We start from the raw sequence: 21708 nt of genomic DNA on the forward strand, positions 1-21708 counted from the left end.
GGTGACGTGTGGAGCAGACGGATACGAATCGGTCGAGGGCTTATCCAACCAAGACATTCGCGACTAGTTGTGAGGGAGCACCCTCGAGGAGGCCAAGGGGAGACCTGAGGTCATCCGGTCTGGTGATGATGGCGGAGGGGACACACGCGTACCCATCCCGAACACGGCCGTTAAGCCCTCCAGCGCCGATGGTACTTGGACCGCAGGGTCCTGGGAGAGTAGGACGTTGCCAGACAACATGCGACCGTAGCTCAGAGGGAGAGCACCACCTTGACACGGTGGGGGTCATAGGTTCGATTCCTATCGGTCGCATTCATTTAAAAGAGCCCTGACCAGGGCTCTTTTTTATTGTCTATCTTTCAATGATGATTTAGGATGTCAAATGCTAAACCTATAGCCTACAGGTTTATGAGTAACGGGGAACATCTGTTTCATAAATGGAAGTTATACAGTTAATACAGAACGGAAATAGATTGATCATAGAAAATATACATTTTCATGACATTTTTGATGATTGGATGCCGGTTTTGCTCGTTTCGAAGAAAAAAAGTCATGTTCATTGTGATAAATATCATAGAATAGATGAAAGTGTTACAAGTATGTGATATAGTTAGTGCGTCTGAAGAGAGGGAAGATGTTTATTTCCCAAGAAAGTGAGGGGAGTCATGCATGAAACAGACAAGAAAACGGCGTCTGTTCTTAGGGGTTGCCATGGCGGGGGCTTTCATGCTTGCGGGCTGTGGAGTCGTCAATGGCAATGCTTCATCCATTTTATCGTTCAATTCGAGCGCCAAGACGGTAACGCTTAATTTGGCGGGCGGATTGAATACGAATAACGACTCGTTCAACCTTGACGGGTATTACCAAGGGCAAATGACGGTCACGGTGCCTGTCGGGTATAAGGTAACGGTCGATTTTGTGAATGACGGTGGAATCCCGATGGATCTCGCTGTGTACACAATGAACGACCAACTTGCGTTCCCGGGTGCAGGCGACAGCGTCACCGCAATTCAGGGAAACGCAGGGGCAGGTGTCATCCCTGGTCAGTCGACAAAGTTTACGTTTACGGCAAGCCAGCCCGGACACTATCAACTGGCGAATCTGTTGACCAGAGTCACAGGTCGCGGCCAGTTTGATTTTGGGATGTGGGCACATTTTGACGTGTCCGCGACAGCCACTCAGCCGAGCATTTCGCTTTCGTAAAAGAAACGCAAGAAAGCGCTTACGATTACAGGTTTTGCGATGGGAGGATTAGGACGTGGCAAACGAAAATCCGCAAGAGAAAAATAAAGTCGAAGTTGACTGGAGCCGTCGCCAATTTTTGATTGGCACGGGCGCACTCACCGTTGTGGGGCTTGGCGCGATGTTTTTGAATGAACCTGTTGCAGCAGCCGTTCGCTCTGTTTTTGGCCAGCAACCGGAGTCGGGGCCGATCACAGTGCTTCAAGGTGACTATTTTTACATCCCTAACTACATGACTTGGCGTGTCGGCGATCAGATCAGCATGACCATTCATAACACGAGTACGACGCATTTTCATGAAATGCAAATCGGACGGGGCTTCAATACCATGCCGACTGCATTGCAAACGATTCGCACGCAGTTTGCGGAAGACTTTTGGGACGGCGTCCCAGTCACGATTACTGCGGCGCAAGGAATCGATAACTTTGTAACGAATGAAGCAAAAATCTCATCTGATGTGCATCCTACGCCTTGGTTGCTCACGCAGCCGGGCAATGGGGGCTTTAGCCCGACGATGAAACCGGGTGGGCAAATCACGCTTAGCTTTACCGTGCCGAACAAACCCGGAATCTGGCACTATGCGTGTTTTGTACAAGGTTACATGCACTGGCTCGCAGGGATGCGCGGTACGATTAACATCCTACCCGCCTGATTTTGTAAATCTGCTTTAATTCGAGCAACCATGGAGTGGAAGGAGGAACACCTGAATGTCAGACGTTGTCCTGTTTGGGATCTTGTGGGTTATTCTCACGATTTTGGGGGAAATTGGCGTCAGTCTGTGGGGTCATAACATGTATTACTTTATGGCTTCGTCCCAGGCTGTAGAGGGCAATCATGCTGCTATCTTTCTAATGATTTTCTTGACGCCGATCTTCATGTTTATTGTTCTTATGCTCTTCTTTGTTCCTTTTCGCTTTCGCGCAAAAGATGGCGAGCGCAATGTAAAAGCTGCGACGTTTAAAACGAATCGCACGTTTATCTCCATCTGGGTCACTGTATCGGTTTGCGTGAACCTACTCTTTTTTATCCATCCAACTGCGTCGGCTGCAGAGATGATGTTCCAAGAGGCAAACCCTGCGAACCAGCACAACACGTTGATCGTCGACGTCGTGGCCCGTCAATGGCAGTGGTACTTCAGTTATCCGCAGTATGGCGTCTCTAATACGGTGAATGCAAACGGATTTAACGATCTGTATTTGCCGGTTGGACGCAAAGTGGAGTTCGTTCTTCGCTCGTATGATCCAAATCACACGTACGATGCGAATCTAGACGTCGTGCACGATCTGTGGATTCCGGCGTTCGGCATCAAGCAAGACGTCATTCCCGGTGAAACGCGTTTCATGTATGTGACGCCTACGGTGATCACTTCTTTTGAGCAAAACCCAATGGTTCGCGTTCAGTGCGCGGAAGTGTGTGGCCCTGGCCATCCCTATATGTGGGCGCCTGTGCACGTCGTGTCTGCGTCGAATTTCGCGTCGTGGATTGCGCAGCAGAAAAAACAAAACGGTTAATTTGACCTAAAGAAGGGGGTTTGAGGAATGAGCACACTCGAACTGAGACCTGACGTTTCGCCAGTGCCGCAGGTCGTAAAATCGAAGCGAATGCCGCCTGTGATTCGCGGAATTCTGTGGTCGGCAATCGGGTTTCTCGTTGTTAACACACTTATCAGCTATGTTCTGGATCCTCGGTATGGCCATCCATTCATTACTCAAGTCTCTGTGACATTTGGCTGGTTTGCCGCCATGGTCGGCTGGGTATTGGGAGTCGGTGCGTGGGAAGGTGCCGTTCTACCTGCTTTTGGTTACAAGGGAACGCTCTACACTGCACCGGGATGGAAACGGTTTTTTGAATACAGCACGGAGCATAAAGTGATTGGTCTTCAGTACATTGGGGCATCGGCAGGTGGATTCTTTATTGCAGGTCTAGCCGCCATGTTGATGCGCTTGGAACTTATGAATAACAGTATGTGGCTCTTCAACTACCCGCAACAGTACCTCACAACGGTTGGCATTCATGGAACCATCATGATGTTCTCTGTCGGAACGGTCGCTCTTGTCGGTGGTCTTGGAAACTATCTCGTTCCATTGATGATTGGATCAAACACGAGTGCCTTTCCGCGCATGTCAGGGATCAGCGTACTGCTCGTTCCGTTTGGCATCGTGACAGTCGCGCTGAGCCCGCTGCTTGGGTACTGGTCGACGGGCTGGCGCGGATATGAGCCGCTCGCGTCGCAAGATCCATCAGGGATTCTCTTTTACTACCTTGGCGTGTTTGCACTGACGCTCTCCTCGCTGCTCGTTTCCATCAACTTGACGGCAACGGTCATTTTCAAGCGTGCACCTGGCATGACGTGGGGTCGCTTGCCGATGTTTGCGTGGGGGATCACAACGGTCAGCCTTTTGAACATCATTTGGCTGCCAGAGATCCAATTGACGTTCGTCATGAGCCTAGTCAACCGTCTCGTACCCCTTCCTCTCTTTACGGCTACAGGCAGTCCGCTGACGTATATGGAACTCTTCTGGCTGTTCGGGCATCCAGAGGTGTACATTGTCGTCGTTCCGGCGCTTGCGCTGTGGCAGGAAATCATTCCTGTCATGACGAGAAAACCGCTCTTTGCCAGACAGTGGGGCGTTATTGGATTGATTTTCGTCATGATGCTGAGCGGTTTTGTTTGGGCTCACCATATGTTTACGAACATGCGCAATGTTGAAATGATGCCGTTCTCCTTCTTCACAGAGATGATTTCGATTCCGACTGGATTTGCGTATCTGGTGGCGCTCGGAACGCTTTGGAAAGGACGCTTGCGATTCAACACCGTCAGTTTGCTCGTCCTGATGAGTATGTTTAACTTCTTGATCGGCGGGATGACGGGGGTATTTCTTGCCGACCCGATCATCAACCTTCAGGCACATGATACGTTCTTTGTCGTTGGTCACTTCCACTATACGATCATTGGCGGCATGGTGTTCTCCTGGATTGCCGCAATGTACTACTGGTTGCCAAAGATGTCTGGACGCATGTACAACGAGAAACTGGGCAAGATCGGCGCCATCTGGATTTTCCTTGCGTTTAACCTGACGTTCTCGCAGTTCTTCCTGCTCGGTCTGCATGGCATGAACCGCTGGGTTTCCGTTTATCCTTCGTACTTGCAGCCAATGAACTTTGAAACGTCAATCTTTGCCTTCTTGCTCGGTCTTGGCTTCCTGTTTCATCTGGTGCATATCTGGTGGGCTTGGCGCGCAGGCCAAAAGGCGGAAGGAAATCCGTGGGAGTCGAAATCGGTTGAGTGGATCACGGCTTCTCCGCCGCAAGAAGAAAGTTTTCCTGTTATCCCGCGCATCGTGAGTGGTACCTACACGTACGACAACGATGAGCCTGCTGTCATCATTCCTTCAGACGGGAAACGGGTCGCTACGACATCGTAAAGGAGGGGTCATTTTGTCTAGCAACGTAAAATCCTCGGGCGCGCTTAATGCTGAGGCGCGTATGGCATTAAACACATCGCGAGGCGGTTTTACGATTCTGATCGCGAGTCAAATCGTGCCGTTCGTGATGTTGGTAAACCTGCGCTACATTCTCGCGGAAGCTTATGTATCGCCGAGTCTTGATCAGGCGACGGGGGCCGTATTCACGATTCTTTTCGTCATCAGTGCGATCACCGCGTACGCCGGCCTTCAGGCAACGAATCGCTCTGACAGCAAGGCGTCCGCTCGCATGAGCGTTCTCACGATGGTGCTCGGGTGGATCGCTCTTATCATGATGGGCTATCAGTTCTGGGAGCATGCATTCCAGACGGACGGTCGCTTTGGTGAAGGTTACCTTGTTACGATCGGCGCCTTCGCCATCTACTTTATTGCATCACTCATCGGTCTGCTCTCAGGGAAAATGAGAGCGAGCCGTGTCGGCATCGATGACAGTAACCGTTTCAGTATTGGCGCGACATTCAAGTTTTGGATCTTTTTGCAACTGATGTGGGTTGTGCTTTACGTGGTTTACTACTTTATCTAAGGAGGGATTGGCATGGGCGGATTTTTTCCTTCTTTTCCTTTCTATGTCCCTGACAGTCCAGGAACACCGCTTTGGTGGGACATTTCGTTCTGGCTGTTTCAGTTGATTGTCATGTCATCGCTTTTGCTCATGCTTCGCCGCTGGGCGATTCGCGCTGACCATGATCGTGAAGAAGCCTATCAAGAGAGTCTGCGTAGCCCCGAGAAATCCTGAGTGACAAAGGGGCCCTCTTGCGAATTGCAGGGGGGCTCTTTTTCTTAAGGCTCACCTTGGAAGCCAACAAAGACATGCGTGTTTAAGAAGGGAGTGATGGAATGTGAACATGAGCGGTTTGAACAATACGCAGATCTTATCCGTGTATTATTCGACGTTGATGATCGTCGTGTGGATTCTGTTTTTTACAATTTTTGTGGTATCATTCATGACATTCATTTTTAAATGGGTTGGGCAACAAGCTGAAGAGATGGATCTAAAGCAGAATCCAACCGTTTTAAAAGGCGGCCGCCGTGTTCCGCTTCGGTTGATCTCGGGTGGTGGAAAAAAGATTCCCCAAGCGCGCCACCATTTGCAGGTAGGGTGGTATGTTCTCTGGTATGGACTTGGTGCAATCTGGTTTATTGATGGATTGCTTCAGGCGCAACCGGATATGGCGCTTCCTCTATTTGTAAAACTCGTTTTCAAGCCACTTGCCGAGGCGCAACCTGAATGGCTTAAGCATGTCATGGAGTTTGGAATTATTCTTTGGAATAAAAATACAGTGACAAGCAACATTGGTGCAGTTCTCATTCAAGTTGGAATCGGTCTTGCGATGCTGACAGGCCGCACCCGTATTTGGGGCAAGATTGCTGTGTACACATCGCTCATTTGGTCCCTTGTGATCTGGATTTTTGGCGAGGGGATGGGGAACCTTTTTTCCAATCCCAGTTTCTTCAATGGCACGCCTGGTGCTGCACTCATTTATGCTGTGTTATCCCTGTTTCTCATTCTTCCCAAGAGATATTGGCTGGAAGGGCACATCGCCCGCTTTTCACTGCGCAGTCTCAGTGTCATGTGGATTTTCCTCGCGATCGCTGAGTTGATTCCGGCAAATGGTTATTATACTCCAAATGGACTCTTTTCAATTATCGCGACACTCTCGAACATGCCACAGCCGCAGTTTATATCTACATCGTTAGAATCCATCGCCTCTGCGATCTTTAGAGACCCGGTTGCTTGGAATATCGGGTTTTCTCTCATCATGTTGATGCTCGGAGTCATGGGTTTTTTCGTGAAATCACGCAAGGTATTCTTAACGCTCACAATGATCTGGTTGGCCTTCTCATGGTGGCTTGGCCAGGATTTCGGATTCTTTGGCGGCATGGGCACTGACTTGAACATGTCACCGCTGCTCGCTCTGATGTATGTTGCTTGTTGGTGGTATGGCGGGGCGCGTGACGACGAGCACTTGATTGTGCGTTCGGTGAACAAAAAAGAAACTCTGCACGCGCATCGCGGTTGACATTGCGAAGCGCAACATTACCCAGTATGATCAGGTAGAGTTGTGCGGACAAGCGAGTAGAGTGAGGGTGAAGCAGTTGGCAGCTTACTGGGCATTATTCAATGAAATGCTGATGATTATCAGTGCAGTGATCGCGGTGTTTGGATGGCGTCAAATTCGCAAAAAGAATCGAGAAGTCCACCGCAGATTGATGATGACCTCTTCTCTTTTCGGAGCTGGTTTTTTTATCAGTTATGCTGTGGCAACATTTGTGGTTGGTGACACGTCTTATGGTGGTCCATCATCACTAGCAGTTCCCTATCAGATCTTTTTGCAGATTCACGTTATGCTGGCAACGATTGCGGCTGTCATGGGTGTGGTTACGATCGTACTTGCTTTGCGCAGTCGTTTTTCCACTCATCGACGCATTGGACCTTTTACCGTTGTTTTTTGGCTTGTGTCTGCCGCAACAGGATTGGTCGTTTATCTGATGTTGTTTGTGATCTTCCCTCCGGGGCCAACCATTAAAAACTTAATCCATGTTCTTGTTTCGTCTAAATCGTAGGGGGCTTGTCGTGTGAAATGGGCAACATTTGCGTTTGGTATTGTCAGTGTCCTGCTTACAGTCATGACGGGTCTCATTGTTCAGGGGACGTTTCTGGTTCACGTTGCGTCGACGGGGACAACGCATGAGAAACTCGCAGTGATTGTTTATGGAGCTGCAGCCATGGCGCTGCTTGGTTCGATTATGGCGCTTTTTCGTCCGCGTTTTGCCGCGTGGTGTTTTGTGATCGCGTCAGTTGTAGGTGTGTTTGGCGCGTTTGATTTGTGGATGTTTCCAGGATCGGTGTTGTTCGTGACGATGATCATGGCTTTCGTACAACGCTCGGAGAAGTCGATGATGGAAGCAGGCAAATAGGCGTGGTGGGATGCAGTGGTGTGCAGGTGCGGGAGCGAGCATGCGCTTCCGCTTTTTTGTGCGCGAATGAATCGTGCTATGATCATAAGGTAGTAGGGAAGCGTGTTACGAAAGGCGTGATCTTTGTGTTGTCGATGGGTGATATTCAGGCGCCACGCCTGGCTGCGACGGTCATTTTAATCGATGCGCACAACTCACATTCGTTTCGTGTTCTTTTAATTAAACGGCCGCTGAATCTTCGCGTGCTGCCAGGGTATTGGGTGTTTCCAGGCGGTCGAGTCGAAGGCGAGGATGAGCTTTGCTCCGCCAGTGCCTCGGAGGCGATTGTGCAGGCGGCGATACGCGAAACGAGAGAAGAAATAGGAGTAGCGTTAGAAAAACAAGAACTCGTTTGGTTTGGAAGGCGGGTGACGCCAGATGTATTCAAGCTGCGTTTTGACACGCACTTTTTCATCGCGCGATTTCCCGCCAACGCCAAAATTTGTCTGGCTGCGCAAGAGGTTGAAGAGATGGTCTGGTGTACGCCTGTGGAGGCGTACCAAAATGCGGAGAAGGGGATATGGCTTGTCGCGCCGCCTACCCGGGACGCCTTGCGCACGCTAGCTTCTTATAAGAGTGCTGATGACTTGTTTCACGGTGGAGTCATGCAGGAGCAGGTGGAGAATCGCGATGAGATTCTTCATTTTGTAAACTCTCTTCAGACACAGCGCGATACATGAGCGTTTTCTTCTTTGTGTCGTAGGTGCACACGACGCGGCTTTGCTCCAGGAGATGGCTCAGATGGGCGCGGACGGTGGCAAGCGCCACCCACATGTGCTGAGAAGGAAGGGAGGCACCGTAAAGGACATCTGTTAGCTCTTGCGCGCTTTGCGCCTTGCAGTTGAGGTGATGAAGAATTTGAGCACTACGCGCTTCACGTCGTTTCAACATAGTCATGAAAAATGACGGAGCCTCCAATATAGGTTTACCATGCCCGGGGAGAATCACTTTTGCGTGGAGCGTGTCGAGTCGAGTCAGGGATTCATAAAAATCCGCGAGATGACCGTCGGGCGGCCCGATCCACACCGTGCCGGCAGACGTCGCGTTGTCGCCTGCGACAAGCGTTTTTGTGGTAGGTTCGTACCAGGCGAGATGCCCGTGCGTGTGACCTGGTGTCTCAACCGTTTCAATGTGGTGCTCGCAGAGGTGAATCGTGTCGCCTTCAGCCATATTTTTCCATGAGATCGCTGCAAACCGCTCGCGCAGCAATCCATATTTTTTTTCGAGATACTGGCGCTCCAGTGGATGGATGTAAACGTTGCAAAGAAACCTCTCGGCGAGCGCGAGCAGACCTCCTGCGTGATCGGGGTGGGCGTGTGTCACGAGAATGCCTCGGACGGTTACCTGTTGTGTGCCGATCCACTCGGTCAACGCTCGCAGACTCTCTGTTTCATTGTACCCTGTATCAAAGAGTAGTGCGTTTTTTCCATCCTTCATGAGGTGGACATTGACGGTTGATTCGATTGAACAGGCTCCTTTTAGTTCGAGTGAATGAAACGAGAGTGCCAGTGTTACCACCTGCTTTCTTTGCCAAAATGCGTTTTTGATGGGCTATGTCCATGATGGAGATATACTGACGACAGGAGGGGTTCTCATGAAACTATACACGAAAACGGGAGATAAGGGCGAAACTAGCCTGATTTACGGCCGGCGAGTTGCTAAAGATGATCTGCGTGTCGAGACGTACGGAACACTGGATGAGGCAAACAGCATTTTGGGTCTTGCCGCCCAGGCGCTGCGCGACGATGCTCGATGTGAGGATCTTTTGCGGATTGTCGCGCGGATTCAGCGCGATTTGTTTGACGTCGGACGCGATTTAGCGACGCCCGAAGATAAACAGGGACAACCGTATGTCACTGTAGATCACGTGACGACACTTGAACGGGTGATCGACCGACTTGACGCGCAGGTGCCTCCATTGACGCAGTTTATCTTGCCGGGCGGTACACTTGGCGCGGCACATTTGCATCACGCGCGAACGGTTGTAAGACGCGCAGAGCGACTATTTGTTGCATTGTCCCGGGAACAGACGGTCTCCACCAACATTGGAATCTATCTCAACCGATTGTCTGACCTGCTGTTCGTTGTCGCGCGTGCTGTAAATCACCGCCTCGATGTTACAGAGCCGCACGTTGATTTCAGTGTAGCCGCAGAGTCCATGGAAGAGGGGCTGTGAGCGTGATTGCGTGGCCGGATATTCAGGCGGTTTTACTTGATTTGGATGGAACGCTTTTTCGCGGGGATGTGGTATTGCCAGGGGCGCTTGCGCTTCTTGAGCAGTTGCGTCAGGCGCAAATTCCATTTCTATACTGGACAAACAATTCGACGCGCACGCCAGTGCAGGTTGTCGATCATTTGCGGAAATTGGGTTTTGACGCGCAAGTGAGGGATGTGTACACAAGTTCACTCGCAACAGCTGACGCGCTTGCAGATGTGCTCCCTGGCGCGTCTACGGTGTTTGCGCTCGGTGAAGAGGGACTTTTTGACGCGCTGCGGATGCGCGGATTTCGGGTCGTGACAAATGCCGATCAGGAGGATGAGGTTGCTGCCGTTGTGGTGGGACTTGATCGCACGGTCACGTATGCGCGCTTTGCGCAAGCGATGAGGTATCTGTTAAACCCTGATACGCTTTTTTATGCGACCAATTTGGATCGCGCGTTACCGCATGGTGATCACTTCATGCCGGGAGCAGGTGCGGTGGTCTCTTTTTTAGAGACGTGTACTGGGCGAAAGCCGGTGGCAGTCGGCAAACCACAAGCTGCGTTCGTGCTGGCCGCGTGTGACAGGCTTGCGGTTCTGCCAAGAAACACGCTGATTATCGGAGACAATGCAGAAACAGATGTGGCTGCCGCGAAACGGGCTGGAGCTGTGGCAGTTTGGGTGACGACGGGCGTGTCGCACGTGCGCGCAGAGCAGGGGACGATGACCATTTCTGCGCTGACGGATCTGCTTCCGATCCCTCGCTCGCAAAAATAAAACTCTATTGACGATACTATATGTTGTGCATATAATGGTCGTGGACATCCTAATCACACTACATATGGTATGGGGTGATCTCGTGAAATGCCCGTATTGTCAGGCGCATGACTCGCGTGTTGTGGATTCGCGCGTGAGTGATGAGCAGTCGTGGGTGCGCAGACGTCGGGAGTGCGTCTCCTGTCAAAAACGCTTCACAACCTATGAGCGAGTGGAATTAACGCCGCTGATCGTCGTGAAAAAGGATCGCGTGCGCGAAGAATTTAACCGCGACAAGGTGCGGCGCGGCGTGGTGCGAGCATGTGAAAAAAGGCCGATCACACTTGATCAAATGGAGCAACTCGTCGACGACGTGGAGCGCGAGATTCGCGCAGAGTTTGAGCGAGAAGTTCCTTCGAGTGAGGTGGGCGAGCGAGTCATGAGCGCGCTCAAAGCGCTTGACGGCGTGGCGTATGTTCGCTTTGCAAGCGTCTACCGGGAATTTCGCGACGTGGAGTCGTTTGCGAAAGAGGTTTTGGCTTTGCTTCACACACGCGGCGAAGGGAAAGTGGCCGCGCAGGGAGAACAGGAATCGGAGGATGAACATTTGTGAGTCAGACCATGTTGCCGCTTGATGATGAAGATGCATTGTCCTTGACGGGGGAGCGCATCGTCGCGGATCGCTATCTATTAAAGGATGCTAAAAAAGAGACGCTTTGTGTCGGCAGCCTGGTTGTGGCCGTGCTTGATCGAAAGCGTTCCTATCACGAATTGGCGCGCGTTGTGGCCGTGGATGAGCATGCTAAGACGGTCACAGTCGAATTGCGGGACGGTTATCGCGAGGAACTCTCATTTGATCATGTGGATGTCTTGAAAGAGACGGCTCCGCGTGAGATGTGGCGAAGAATTGCGCGCGGTGTGGCATCTTCGACGGGTAACCCGGTGCGATACGAAGAAAAATTTTATGAGTTGCAGAGTCACTGGCGCTACGTTCCCGGCGGACGTATTAACGCATCGATGGGAACGGGGATCAAGACGACGAGCTATAACTGTTTCGTCATTCCTAATGTAGGCTATAGTTTGCGAGATTACGCGCGTTCGTTTGGACAAACGCTCGAGATTCAGGCGCGCTCTGGCGGCGTTGGCATGAATCTCAGTCAGGTTCCGCCCGCGGGGACGCTCGTTCCTGCGGTATCTCGCTCGCGCAAGCGTGACTTGATTCTTGCGCTTGATGTTTGGCACGAAGACCTTATGGATTTTTTAGAGCAGATCTATCCGAACAGTACGAAAGCAGTGCGTCTCTCCAAGTCTTTTTTGCGTGCCGTTGAGGAAAACATGAATTGGACGTACGTTTTCCCTGACACCAGTTGCGAATGGTACGACAGCGCGTGGGATGGAGATATCGATGCGTGGATCGCGGCGGGTTACCCTGTTTTGCACGGCGAAACCGTGTCGGCCCAGGCGGTGTACGATGCGATTGTCGAGAGTGGGGCGCTGATCCTTCAAGATCTGCTCGGCACAGTGATCACGCCGGGAGACAGCCGCGGAACCATCGCCGAACGGCTCGGCGACATGTGGGAAGTGATGAGTCAGCAAAAGCGCGTGACGATGCTGCTCTCAACGCTGCGTCCGCGGTACAGTTATGTGCGCGGTGTCAATGGCCGCAGTTCGGGCGCCTATTCGTGGGGACTGCTTTATGACAAAGCGAATGAAGTATTCGGTCAGGGATTCGGTCCGGTCGGTGTCGGCGAGATCATGAGTGTCGGCTGTCAATTGACGCTTCAAGGTGGGTCGCGGCGCGGCGCGCTGATGCTTATATTGAATGACCGCCACGCGGATGTTTTGAAGTTTATCCGCTGCAAGCAGGTGGATGGCGTCATCACGGGCGCAAACATTTCTGTCGGAATTTCAGAGACGTTTATGCAGGCCAAAGCGACTGGCGCGCAGTGGGATCTCGCTACCCAAGCATGGAAGATGCGCCGAGGTTTGACGGGGATTTTGACGCGTGGGAGGCTCGTCAAGAATCGCTCGTTATAACGGAGCGCATTGATGCCGCAAAACTGTGGGACGAGTTGACGACGTCTGCGTGGAAATCTGCAGAACCGGGTGTGGTGTTTCTCGGACGGTACAATCGCATGTCAAACTCTCACTATTTTAATCCAATCATTGCGACAAACCCGTGCGGAGAACAAGGACTCCCCGCGTTTGGAATCTGCAATCTCGGTGCAGTGGTGCTCAGTAAGTTTGCCGTGGGATTCGAAGATGCGGCAGAACGTGTGTCTTTTCGCGATTTGGAAAAAGAGGCGTATTTGCGTGGATGGCTCACGCGCTATTTTGACGAGGCGCGCGCAGACTTTTTCCTCCATCACATTAAGTGGGAAGAGCTTGAGGAGATTACGCGCACGGGGCTTAGGTTTCAGGACGCGGTCATTGACGCGACGTACTACCCGTTTGAAGACAACCGCATAAACCAACTGAGTGAGCGCCGCGTTGGACTCGGAATCATGGGGCTGCACGATCTTCTCCTGTATTGTGGTGTTCGCTACGGTTCACAGGAGTCTGTTCACCTCATCGATGTGTTGATGGGCATGATGGCAGAGTGGTGTTATCTTGAATCTGTGGAGCTGGCGAAAGAAAACGGGCCTTTTCCAAAGTTTGACGCGGATCAGTTTCTGGAGTCGGGTTACATGAAAACAATGGCGAAAGAGCGTCCCCACGTAACGGCGGCGATTCGCCAGTACGGCGTCCGCAATGTCACGACGATGACCATTGCGCCTACGGGCACGACGGGAACGATGGTGGGATGTTCGACAGGCTGTGAGCCATATTATGCATGGTCCTATTACCGCAATTCGCGCCTCGGGATGTTTGAAGAACGGGCTTCGATTGTGGAAGAGTACCTCGCAACTCACGCGCACGCAGAAGGGTTGCCCGACTATTTTGTGACATCGATGGATCTCTCGCCAGAAGAGCATGTGCGCGTGCAGGCGGCGCTGCAAAAATGGATTGACAGCAGTATTTCAAAGACCTGCAATGCGCCGAATGACTATACGATTGAAGATACAAAGAAACTCTACGACCTGGCGTATGAACTCGGATGTAAGGGTGTCACGATTTACCGGGATGGTTCGCGCTCGGAACAGGTTCTCTCTTTGAGCGATCCGACGGAGCAAACGGGAGAACGGGCTTCGGCAGACGCGCAAGTGGCGGCAGGTCATTTGACCGAAGCGAATCACGTCGCGTCGGCGACAGGGGAATCAAACGCTGCTGGGTATCAGAACCGCAAGCGTCCAGACGTGCTCTACGGTGCAACGTACAAGAAAGAGACGCCGCTTGGAACTGCGTTTATTACGATCAATGACGATCAGTCGACGTCTTCTGCGCGCGAGATTTTTGTCAACATCGGCAAAGCGGGTTCGGACGTGTATGCGGCGAATGAAGCGCTCGGGCGAGCGATCACTCTTTATTTGATGGATTCGCTTAATCCGGAAAAAGAGAGGGTGCTTGTCAAGCATTTCAGCGGGATCGGCGGACAAACTTCAGTAGGTTTTGGTGAGCGTCGTATCACGAGTGTCCCTGACGCGATTGCCAAATCGCTGATTGAACACGCGGAGACGTTTCCGCTGCGCCGCATTTCCCACGCAGTGTCAGGTGGGGAAGCAAGCATAAAGCATGAGGGTTCACACGATCACGCAGCGACTTCGCTATCGTCTCTGCGGGCGGCGGAGATCGCGCGCGACTGGTGCCCAGAGTGTCATCAGCACTCGCTGATTCGCCAAGGGGGCTGTTCGGAGTGTGAGGCGTGTGGCTACAGCAAATGCTGATGTTCACGTTTGGCGTACGGTGTGGGGCTGTGGTGGGATCGCAGAATTCGTGAGAATTCAATCAGATAACGTGAGAATTTAAAAGCAGTATGATGGAGACATGAAATTGGCCGCCCTTTTCACTCACACGAGGGCGGCTTTTTATTTTCATTATTGGTGATCTGCCAGGGAGCAGCTTCCGTCTCCTATCCTGTCGCAGGTGCGCGTGGTATGATCGTGAAAGAATGGTTGTCATACGGGGAGTCTAGGAAATCCATGGAATATCTTTCGTTTAGCCGCTTGTCTCTGCTTGAAACGTGCGGATTGCGCTTTTATTTTGAATATGTTGAAAAACGCAGTCCGAGTGACCCTGTGCCGCTTTATCATGCGGAGTTCGGCACGCTTTTGCACAGTCTTTATGAACAACACGCGAATTCCGCAGGCCAAGACGCCTATGACGTGTTGAAAAAAAGGTACGATGAAATCTTTCCGACACTCGTGTCGCACTTTCCTGATCGCGCCACGGCTGTGGACTTTTATAAAAAGGGGATCGCGGCGATCGGACGTTTCAGCCGCTATCTTGTCAAAGATGTGGTGGCGTCAGAAAAGGAATTTCTGATTGAGACGGATGTGGGAGTCCCCCCGCTCAAAGGCTATATCGACCGGCTCATCCACTCGGATGAACACGGGTATCTTGTCGCTGATTTGAAGACAGGCAGGGCATTTTCTGGCAATGACCGCAAAAAACGCAGGCAACTCGTCGTCTATTCGATCGCGTGTGAATCCCAGTACGGATCGCCTGCCGACAGTGGATATTTTGACTTTGTCGTACAGGGAAGCCGCGCCTGGGTTGACATTTCTGAAGAGGATCGCGCGGAGGCACGTGCGTGGGTGAAGGAAAAGTGGCATGAGATCGAAATGGAGCGCTTTAATGCCAAGTATTCGCGTTCGTTCTGTTCCGTCTACTGCCCATTTCGCAGTGAGTGTGACACGTTTTTGCAGCGTCATCACGCGGGATGATCGCGCTGGCTGGTGCAGCCAGAGACAAATTGCAAAGCGGTGCAGATGAAAAGAAGCAGGTCGTGGCGCGCATGGCCAATTTACCGATTGAAACGATCAGAATTGACGGGGTGAAGCTACGTGGAAAATCGCGTTCAGTCTCTTCTTATGTGTCGCCTACCCATCGTGCAGGGAGGTCTTGCGTATGTTGGAAATGGCGAACTCGCGGGAGCAATCTCGCGCGCGGGCGGCTTTGGACAGGTGGGCAGCGCTGGACGAACGCCCCGACAGATGCTCGATGAGATCGATAAGGCGGAAATTTCGGCTGCAGGCGCCCCATTTGGCGTCAATCTTCCACTGAGTGAGCACAGTGATCGCGAAGCGTATGTTGAGGCGATCCTGGAAAATGCGCATCGCTTGCGGGCAGTCAGCCTGTCGGCGGGAAATCCGCGTCCTTACATCGAGCGTTTAAAGCGCGCCGGGCTCATCGTGATTGCGCTTGTTTCAACGCCACTACAAGCACAAAAGGCGGAAGCGTCTGGCGCGGATTTGCTTGTCGCAGAAGGCTATGAGGCAGGCGGACACAACGGGCCTGGCGAGTGGACGACGATGGCACTGATTCCGGCTGTGGCGCGCGCGGTGAAGGTTCCCATTCTCGCGGCGGGGGGTATCGCCAGCGGCGAGGGGATCGTTGCGGCGCTCGCCCTTGGTGCAAGCGGTGTACAGATGGGGACTCGCTTTGTTGCGACGAAGGAGTGTGTGGCGCATGAGAACTACAAGAAAGAACTGATCAAGCGCACGGCGGATGATACGCGCGTCATCGAGCGAAGTCGCGGACGCGTGACGCGCGTCTTGCAATCTGCGCATGTGGATGACATTCTGAAGGTAGAAATGCGGCAGCATTCTGAAGATGAACTGTACGCGATGGTGCGCGGGGAGAGAAACCGTATGGCGGCAATCGGAGGTGTCCTTGAAGAAGGGTATGTCAATTGCGGGCAAGGTGTGTCTCTCATTTATGATGTGCCAACGGTTGAGGAGCTCTTTAAGCGCTTGATGGATGAAATGCAACAGGCGTCACAGCGTGTGTGCGGGATCGACGCGCGATTCTTCTGAAGAATCCTCGATCACCTTACGTAGAGGTGTGATGGTATGCGTTTCATGACGCCCTTTGCAGTTGATGAACGCGCAAAGCGTGTTCCGCTTGCGTCTGTCCCTTGGAAGAGAATCGGCAGTTATTTTAAGCCGTATCGACTCTTGCTCGCGATCGTGGTCGTCGTGATTGCGTGTAGCGCGGTGGTTGGCGCGTTGCAGCCTGTGATCATTCGACTGATTGTGGATCGCGCCTTGCCACAGCATCGCACGGGTCTGCTCGATCACTATGTTCTGATGATGCTCGCACTTATCATTGGCGGGGGATTGCTAGGCGTGCTGCAGACGTACATTACGAGCCTGATCGGGCAGTCTGTCATGAATGATCTGCGCGTTTCGCTCTATCGGCACCTTCACAGTCTGTCCATGTCATTCTATGGAAAGACAAAGACCGGTGAGATTCTCTCACGAATGACGAATGATGTGCAGCAACTTCAGAGTGTCGTTACAGACACGTATGGGTCAACAGTCAATAACCTGTTGACAGTTACAGTGACACTGATCACCATGTACGCGTTGAACGCCGAATTGGCGACATTCTCCATTGTTCTTTTGCCGCTTTTCATCCTGCCGACGCGGCAGGTGGGCAAGGCGACGTATCGCGTGCGCAAGGCAACTCAGGAGAAACTTGCTGATTTGTCTGCCCATCTCAGTGAAACCCTCTCTCAGAGTGGGGTGCTACTCATCAAATTGTTCGGCCGCCAGGCTGAACAAACTGCGACTTTTTCAGGCATGAGTCAATCGGTAAAGCAGCTTCAATTGCGTCAGGCACTCATTGGGCGCTGGTTTTTTATGAGCATTTCCATCATCACATCGGCAGGTCCTGCGCTCATTTACTTTGTGGGTGGCCATACGCTGTTTGGCCGTCCGCCATCGATTGGAACGCTCGTTGCATTTACAGTTTTTTTGACGCGTCTTTTTGGGCCGATTGCATCGCTTGCCAATCTCGGGGTGAATGTGTACGGCAGCGTTGCGCTGTTCGGCCGACTTTTCGAGTACTTTGATGAGTGCAAAGAGATTGCAGACAAGCCGGATGCGGTTCACCTCGAATCACCTGTCGGGCATGTCGAACTGCGTGATGTATCATTTTCTTATGAGCCAAACAGGCCCGTTCTCTCGCATCTTTCGCTCTGTGCAAAACCCGGTGAGATGATTGCGCTAGTCGGTCCAAGCGGCGCCGGAAAAACGACAGTGAGCAGCCTTGTCGCGCGTCTTTATGATCCGGTAGCAGGCGCTGTGTACATCGATGGTGTCGATCTGCGTGATTTGTCTCTTGCGAGTCTGGCCAATACAATCGGTGTGGTGACACAGGAAACGTACCTGTTTCACGCGACAATCGCAGAGAACTTGCGCTTTGCAAAGCCTGACGCGACAGAGGATGAACTTGTGCGCGCGGCGGAGGCGGCCGCTATTCACGAGATGATTGCAGGACTTCCAAATGGGTATGACACCCTGGTTGGAGAACGCGGGCATAAACTGTCAGGCGGTGAAAAACAGCGGCTTGCCATTGCCCGCATGATTTTGAAGGATCCGCGCATTGTACTTCTTGATGAAGCGACATCCGCGCTTGACTCAGCGTCAGAGCGCGCGGTGCAGGATGCGCTGGCTGTACTTCTAAAAGGCCGGACATCCATCGTGATCGCGCATCGGATGAGCACGATTGTCGATGCAGACCGCATCTATGTCATCGCGCGGGGGACCGTCGCAGAAGAGGGGACGCACGAAACTTTGCTGCGCACAAAGGGTCTCTACGCAGAACTCTATCGCGAACAATTCGAGCGGGCTTTGCTCGATGCGCCGGATCTGGAGCGAGCCTCTTTAGTGACGTTTGCCTAATGGGGTAACTCTGCGCGATAAATGCGAGGGGAAAGAAAGGGTGGATAGACTGTGGAAAACCGGAAATCGCTTGAAAGACCGCGCCTGCCTGACGGTCAGTATGTAACAACGAAATGGCCTGTACTTCATGCTGGAACGGTTCCGCGTGTGGATCTGGAAACTTGGGATCTTCGCCTTTTTGGAGAGGTTGAACATGATGCTCGTCTTCGATTTGACGAGGTGCTAGAACTTCCACGCGTGACCTACAAGTGTGACATTCACTGTGTCACCACATGGTCACGCTATGACAATGTGTGGGAAGGAATACCGTTTACGGAGATTTTAGAGCGCGTAAAACCGAAGCGGCACGCCCGCTTTGTCACAGCGCACTGCGAGCAGGGGTTTACCACAAATCTTCCGATTGAGGAATTGACGAAGCCGGGAGTCATGCTGGCGCTCAAGCACGATGGAGAGCCACTCACGCCAGAGCATGGGTATCCGCTTCGCTTGATGGTGCCGCATCTCTATTTTTGGAAGAGTGCAAAGTGGCTGCGCGGCCTGGAATTTATGAAAGAGGATCGTGCCGGATTTTGGGAAGAGCGGGGCTATCACATGCTGGGGGATCCGTGGGTGAATGATGAACAAAATCCAGACGGACAGCGTTTTCGTGACGATCCGCAGTGGTTTGGAAATGAAGATCCCGTCGCTTTGAAACAGTGGAGGGCATCTGTGGAGCAAAAACGGCGTGAGGTGGGATCAATCTAAATCTCGTTGCGAACACAAGAAAATAGGGGGCAAAGGCGCACCCCTATTTGATTTTTAGATGGCCGCCTTCAAACGATTCATCAAGCAGTGTTTGGCACTGAGCGCATGTGTACTGATAGGATACAGAGACGGTCTGGGCTGGAACTTTCATACCTTTTGTGATCATTACGCTCGCGTCAAGCGCGACGATCTTTTCTTCTTTAAATTGTGTGCTGCCGCAATGCGCACACTGCACGGCGTGGCCTTTTGCACCTGCCATGAAAAGACCCTCCTCACATAGAAAAAGAATCACTCAAAGTGTTCTGCCAAAAGGGCAAATGGAACGATGAGCAAAGTATAGCATAGGGATGAAGATGAATCTTCTCGCATCTGTGTCGTAAGATCGATAAAATAAGCTTTGTGACGTTTTAGAACCGTAATGGAGCAGATTGCGTGGTTTGATGATGATCATTCACGAAGCAGGCATTTCGTATCTGGTTGATGTGGGCCGTGTCGGATATTTAAAAGACGGGATTCCCGAAGGCGGACCACTCGATGATGTTTCGGCAGGTTTGGCACATGCGCTGCTTGGGAGCTACGCCCCGCAGTCGCCTTGGTGGCTTGAAATCGGTCCGGCAGCATTTTCACTGTCTGTGGAGAAACCATGCATGATGGCTGTTGTCGGGGCTCCACGCGCGGTTTTTCGCAATCAGGAATGCGTCAACTCGGCGGTGCCTGCAAGCGGATTTTTATCACAACTTGATCAGGATATGACGGGAGTTGCGCTGGTTCTCTCGCTCGATGCAGGAGACAGTCTCAGCCTGTCTGCAGCCGTCCGCGGGGTGGTTACATATCTTACCTGCGACGCAGAAGTGCGTGAGACGGTGGTCCTTGGCAGTCAAGGCTACTGTCCCGTAGGGGATTTCCCGGGGCTTGCCGGCCGGAGGATTCACAAGAGAGAACGCATTCACCTGGCGCGCTCTTTCCGATCCGGCCGTCGTCCGCGCGTGCGCGCGCACCTAAATGCGATCGCGGCGTCTCAATTTTTAACGTATCCGCGTAAGCAAATCTTGCGCTTCTCCCCCGTCGGTGAATTTGTGGCCATACGGGAAGAGCAATCGCTTCAGTTGCTAGACACGTTTGGCCCCTTTTCTGTAATGCAAGCCGATCGGCGCGCACTTCGCCTGCGTCTGCCTGCGCAACTGCGCGTTCACTCGATTTCAAGAAACGCCTCATCCCCTACGGTGCGCGGACTTGTGCAGTGGCCGGCGCTTGGCGCGCCGATTCTGCTTGGACCCGATCGACAGACTGTCGGGGGTTATGCACGCTTTGGCGTGATCAGAAAAGCTGATCACTACAAAGTTGGGCGATTATGGCCAGGGTGCAGCGTCACGTTTGAACGCTGTGACACAGCGTGTGAGACGGATCGATTTGAGAAGGCACGGCACGCGTGGATGACGCTTGTGAAAAACCACATTGCCGAGTGAATTTGGGGGTGTAAAATGGAGCGAAACGCAAAACCGTGGATGTTTGTATCGATTGCGATTTTGCTCGCAGAGCTTGGGCGCATTGCGGGAAGCAGTCTGCATTTACGTGCAATCGAATACACTTTTGACGGATTGGCCATCGCGCTTTGTCTCGCTGCGTTTGTGCGCTATTTCCTTAATAAATATAAAAAGAATCATTGACAGATTGTGATACACTAGGTGTGACTGACCGTTCAGTCAAAAAGGGGAGAGATTTGTGAATTCGTTTGTCACAATGCTAAAACAGGATGGCGTCGCGACGGTGGAAGTCAATAATCCACCGATGAACGTCATGAGCCGCGGGGTGGGAGAAGGATTAAAAGAAGCGTTTGAGGCGCTCGCGGCAGACCAAAGTGTGCAGGCCATCGTTCTTACGGGCTCTGGTGAAAGGGCATTCATGGCGGGGGCGAATATCAAGGAGTTTCCCGATGCGCTTGGCAATCCAGGGCAAGCTTACGCATATGCGCTCTCGCTGCATGACGTGATGGCGCAGATCGAAGCGTGCGGCAAACCGGTGATCGCGGCTTTGTTTGGCTATGTTCTAGGTGGCGGGTTAGAACTCGCGCTTGCGTGTGATTTTCGCGTATGCGATGAGCAAACGATGCTCGGACTGCCAGAGATCAAACTCGGAATATTCCCAGGCGGTGGGGGGACACAGCGACTTCCGCGTCTGATCGGAATTGCGCGTGCGATGGAACTTATGATGAGTGGGGAACCGATCAGTGCTCGACGCGCACATGAACTCGGGATGGTTAACCGCATTGCGCCGGGTTCGTCTCTGGACGAAGCGCTCGCGTGGGCGAGACAATTGTCAAAGCACAGCCTGCCCGCACTCGCGGCGATTAAAGCGGCTGTTCGCGAGGGGATCGACCGCCCGCTTGTCGACGGACTTAGGATAGAGGCAGAGCGTTTTGACCAGATTTTCCAAACACAAGACAGTCGCGAGGGGATTGAAGCGTTTCTCGAAAAAAGAAAACCCATCGTGAGGCATCAATAAAGAAAGTTCGTGCAGTGATCTTGATTGCTTGCGGG

At 52.3% G+C, this 21708-nt stretch carries 22 protein-coding genes, 1 tRNA gene, 1 rRNA gene and 1 pseudogene; 23 read left to right on the plus strand and 2 right to left on the minus strand.

The window, feature by feature from the left end; all coding sequences use genetic code 11:
* Window positions 1-118 precede the first annotated feature (118 nt).
* The 12 genes from rrf (at window position 119) to ATW55_RS03030 (ending at window position 8365) form a co-directional block, all read left to right on the plus strand.
* Window positions 119-235: ribosomal RNA gene (gene rrf / locus ATW55_RS02975) — 5S ribosomal RNA — on the plus strand.
* Between the two features lie 5 nt (window positions 236-240).
* Window positions 241-312: transfer RNA gene (locus tag ATW55_RS02980), tRNA-Val, on the plus strand.
* Between the two features lie 357 nt (window positions 313-669).
* A complete protein-coding gene (locus tag ATW55_RS02985) occupies window positions 670-1203 on the plus strand; it encodes a sulfocyanin-like copper-binding protein (RefSeq protein ID WP_067712142.1) in 534 nt (177 codons plus the stop codon).
* Between the two features lie 55 nt (window positions 1204-1258).
* Window positions 1259-1894: a hypothetical protein gene (locus ATW55_RS02990; RefSeq protein WP_067712144.1), complete on the plus strand. Its 636-nt coding sequence runs from the start codon at window positions 1259-1261 to the stop codon at window positions 1892-1894.
* A 55-nt stretch (window positions 1895-1949) separates the two neighbouring features.
* Window positions 1950-2753, plus strand: coding sequence for a cytochrome c oxidase subunit II (locus ATW55_RS02995; protein ID WP_067712147.1), 804 nt, complete (start codon window positions 1950-1952; stop codon window positions 2751-2753).
* Between the two features lie 27 nt (window positions 2754-2780).
* Window positions 2781-4667 (plus strand): cytochrome c oxidase subunit I, encoded by a 1887-nt coding sequence (locus ATW55_RS03000; RefSeq protein WP_082685489.1) that lies wholly within the window; start codon window positions 2781-2783, stop codon window positions 4665-4667.
* 13 nt (window positions 4668-4680) lie between these two features.
* Window positions 4681-5250, plus strand: coding sequence for a cytochrome c oxidase subunit 3 (locus ATW55_RS03005; RefSeq protein WP_067712151.1), 570 nt, complete (start codon window positions 4681-4683; stop codon window positions 5248-5250).
* A 12-nt stretch (window positions 5251-5262) separates the two neighbouring features.
* On the plus strand, window positions 5263-5463 hold the full coding sequence (locus ATW55_RS03010; protein WP_067712154.1) for a hypothetical protein: 201 nt from the start codon (window positions 5263-5265) through the stop codon (window positions 5461-5463).
* Between the two features lie 103 nt (window positions 5464-5566).
* Complete coding sequence (locus tag ATW55_RS03015) at window positions 5567-6748, plus strand: hypothetical protein (protein WP_067712157.1); 1182 nt, start codon at window positions 5567-5569, stop codon at window positions 6746-6748.
* Between the two features lie 67 nt (window positions 6749-6815).
* Entirely contained in the window at window positions 6816-7292 is a 477-nt protein-coding gene (locus ATW55_RS03020; protein ID WP_235586974.1) for a DUF420 domain-containing protein, read from the plus strand.
* A 12-nt stretch (window positions 7293-7304) separates the two neighbouring features.
* Window positions 7305-7646 (plus strand): hypothetical protein, encoded by a 342-nt coding sequence (locus ATW55_RS03025; RefSeq protein WP_067712160.1) that lies wholly within the window; start codon window positions 7305-7307, stop codon window positions 7644-7646.
* A gap of 134 nt (window positions 7647-7780) precedes the next feature.
* Window positions 7781-8365 carry an NUDIX hydrolase gene (locus ATW55_RS03030; protein ID WP_201024926.1) on the plus strand — a complete coding sequence of 195 codons (585 nt, stop codon included), beginning with the start codon at window positions 7781-7783 and terminating at the stop codon, window positions 8363-8365.
* On the opposite strand, the gene ATW55_RS03035 is transcribed toward ATW55_RS03030, so the two are convergent.
* On the minus strand, window positions 8289-9203 hold the full coding sequence (locus ATW55_RS03035) for an MBL fold metallo-hydrolase (protein WP_067712164.1): 915 nt from the start codon (window positions 9201-9203) through the stop codon (window positions 8289-8291). The two genes, ATW55_RS03030 and ATW55_RS03035, sit on opposite strands and share 77 nt — an antisense overlap.
* A gap of 76 nt (window positions 9204-9279) precedes the next feature.
* Here ATW55_RS03035 and ATW55_RS03040 point away from each other — a divergent pair, with 76 nt between their 5' ends.
* From ATW55_RS03040 to ATW55_RS03075, 8 genes and pseudogenes are all read left to right on the plus strand, one after another.
* Window positions 9280-9861 carry a cob(I)yrinic acid a,c-diamide adenosyltransferase gene (locus tag ATW55_RS03040; RefSeq protein WP_067712167.1) on the plus strand — a complete coding sequence of 194 codons (582 nt, stop codon included), beginning with the start codon at window positions 9280-9282 and terminating at the stop codon, window positions 9859-9861.
* The gene (locus tag ATW55_RS03045; RefSeq protein ID WP_082685490.1) at window positions 9858-10661 is read left to right on the plus strand and encodes an HAD-IIA family hydrolase; all 804 of its coding nucleotides are present in this window, start codon (window positions 9858-9860) and stop codon (window positions 10659-10661) included. Before ATW55_RS03040 ends, ATW55_RS03045 begins: the two co-directional genes overlap by 4 nt.
* 82 nt (window positions 10662-10743) lie before the next feature.
* Window positions 10744-11253 carry a transcriptional regulator NrdR gene (nrdR, locus tag ATW55_RS03050; RefSeq protein ID WP_067712172.1) on the plus strand — a complete coding sequence of 170 codons (510 nt, stop codon included), beginning with the start codon at window positions 10744-10746 and terminating at the stop codon, window positions 11251-11253.
* Between the two features lie 8 nt (window positions 11254-11261).
* Window positions 11262-14464, plus strand: a pseudogene (locus tag ATW55_RS17145) (adenosylcobalamin-dependent ribonucleoside-diphosphate reductase).
* Window positions 14465-14719: 255 nt separating this feature from the next.
* The gene (locus tag ATW55_RS03060) at window positions 14720-15463 is read left to right on the plus strand and encodes a RecB family exonuclease (RefSeq protein ID WP_067712175.1); all 744 of its coding nucleotides are present in this window, start codon (window positions 14720-14722) and stop codon (window positions 15461-15463) included.
* A 120-nt stretch (window positions 15464-15583) separates the two neighbouring features.
* Window positions 15584-16555 carry an NAD(P)H-dependent flavin oxidoreductase gene (locus ATW55_RS03065; protein WP_067712177.1) on the plus strand — a complete coding sequence of 324 codons (972 nt, stop codon included), beginning with the start codon at window positions 15584-15586 and terminating at the stop codon, window positions 16553-16555.
* Between the two features lie 36 nt (window positions 16556-16591).
* On the plus strand, window positions 16592-18427 hold the full coding sequence (locus tag ATW55_RS03070) for an ABC transporter ATP-binding protein (protein WP_067712180.1): 1836 nt from the start codon (window positions 16592-16594) through the stop codon (window positions 18425-18427).
* A 51-nt stretch (window positions 18428-18478) separates the two neighbouring features.
* On the plus strand, window positions 18479-19171 hold the full coding sequence (locus ATW55_RS03075) for a sulfite oxidase-like oxidoreductase (RefSeq protein ID WP_067712183.1): 693 nt from the start codon (window positions 18479-18481) through the stop codon (window positions 19169-19171).
* A 43-nt stretch (window positions 19172-19214) separates the two neighbouring features.
* On the opposite strand, the gene ATW55_RS03080 is transcribed toward ATW55_RS03075, so the two are convergent.
* Window positions 19215-19430, minus strand: coding sequence for a hypothetical protein (locus ATW55_RS03080; RefSeq protein WP_067712188.1), 216 nt, complete (start codon window positions 19428-19430; stop codon window positions 19215-19217).
* 184 nt (window positions 19431-19614) lie between these two features.
* Here ATW55_RS03080 and ATW55_RS03085 point away from each other — a divergent pair, with 184 nt between their 5' ends.
* The 3 genes from ATW55_RS03085 to ATW55_RS03095 are packed head-to-tail and all read left to right on the plus strand — an operon-like array spanning window position 19615 to window position 21673.
* Entirely contained in the window at window positions 19615-20637 is a 1023-nt protein-coding gene (locus ATW55_RS03085; protein WP_160327149.1) for a biotin-dependent carboxyltransferase family protein, read from the plus strand.
* Window positions 20638-20652: 15 nt separating this feature from the next.
* A complete protein-coding gene (locus tag ATW55_RS03090) occupies window positions 20653-20838 on the plus strand; it encodes a hypothetical protein (RefSeq protein ID WP_067712194.1) in 186 nt (61 codons plus the stop codon).
* A gap of 55 nt (window positions 20839-20893) precedes the next feature.
* Window positions 20894-21673 (plus strand): enoyl-CoA hydratase/isomerase family protein, encoded by a 780-nt coding sequence (locus ATW55_RS03095; RefSeq protein ID WP_235586975.1) that lies wholly within the window; start codon window positions 20894-20896, stop codon window positions 21671-21673.
* The last annotated feature ends 35 nt before the right edge of the window (window positions 21674-21708 follow it).

The sequence above is a fragment of the Ferroacidibacillus organovorans genome (genome assembly GCF_001516615.1).
In the GTDB taxonomy this organism is placed as follows: Bacteria; Bacillota; Bacilli; order Alicyclobacillales; family SLC66; genus Ferroacidibacillus; species Ferroacidibacillus ferrooxidans_B.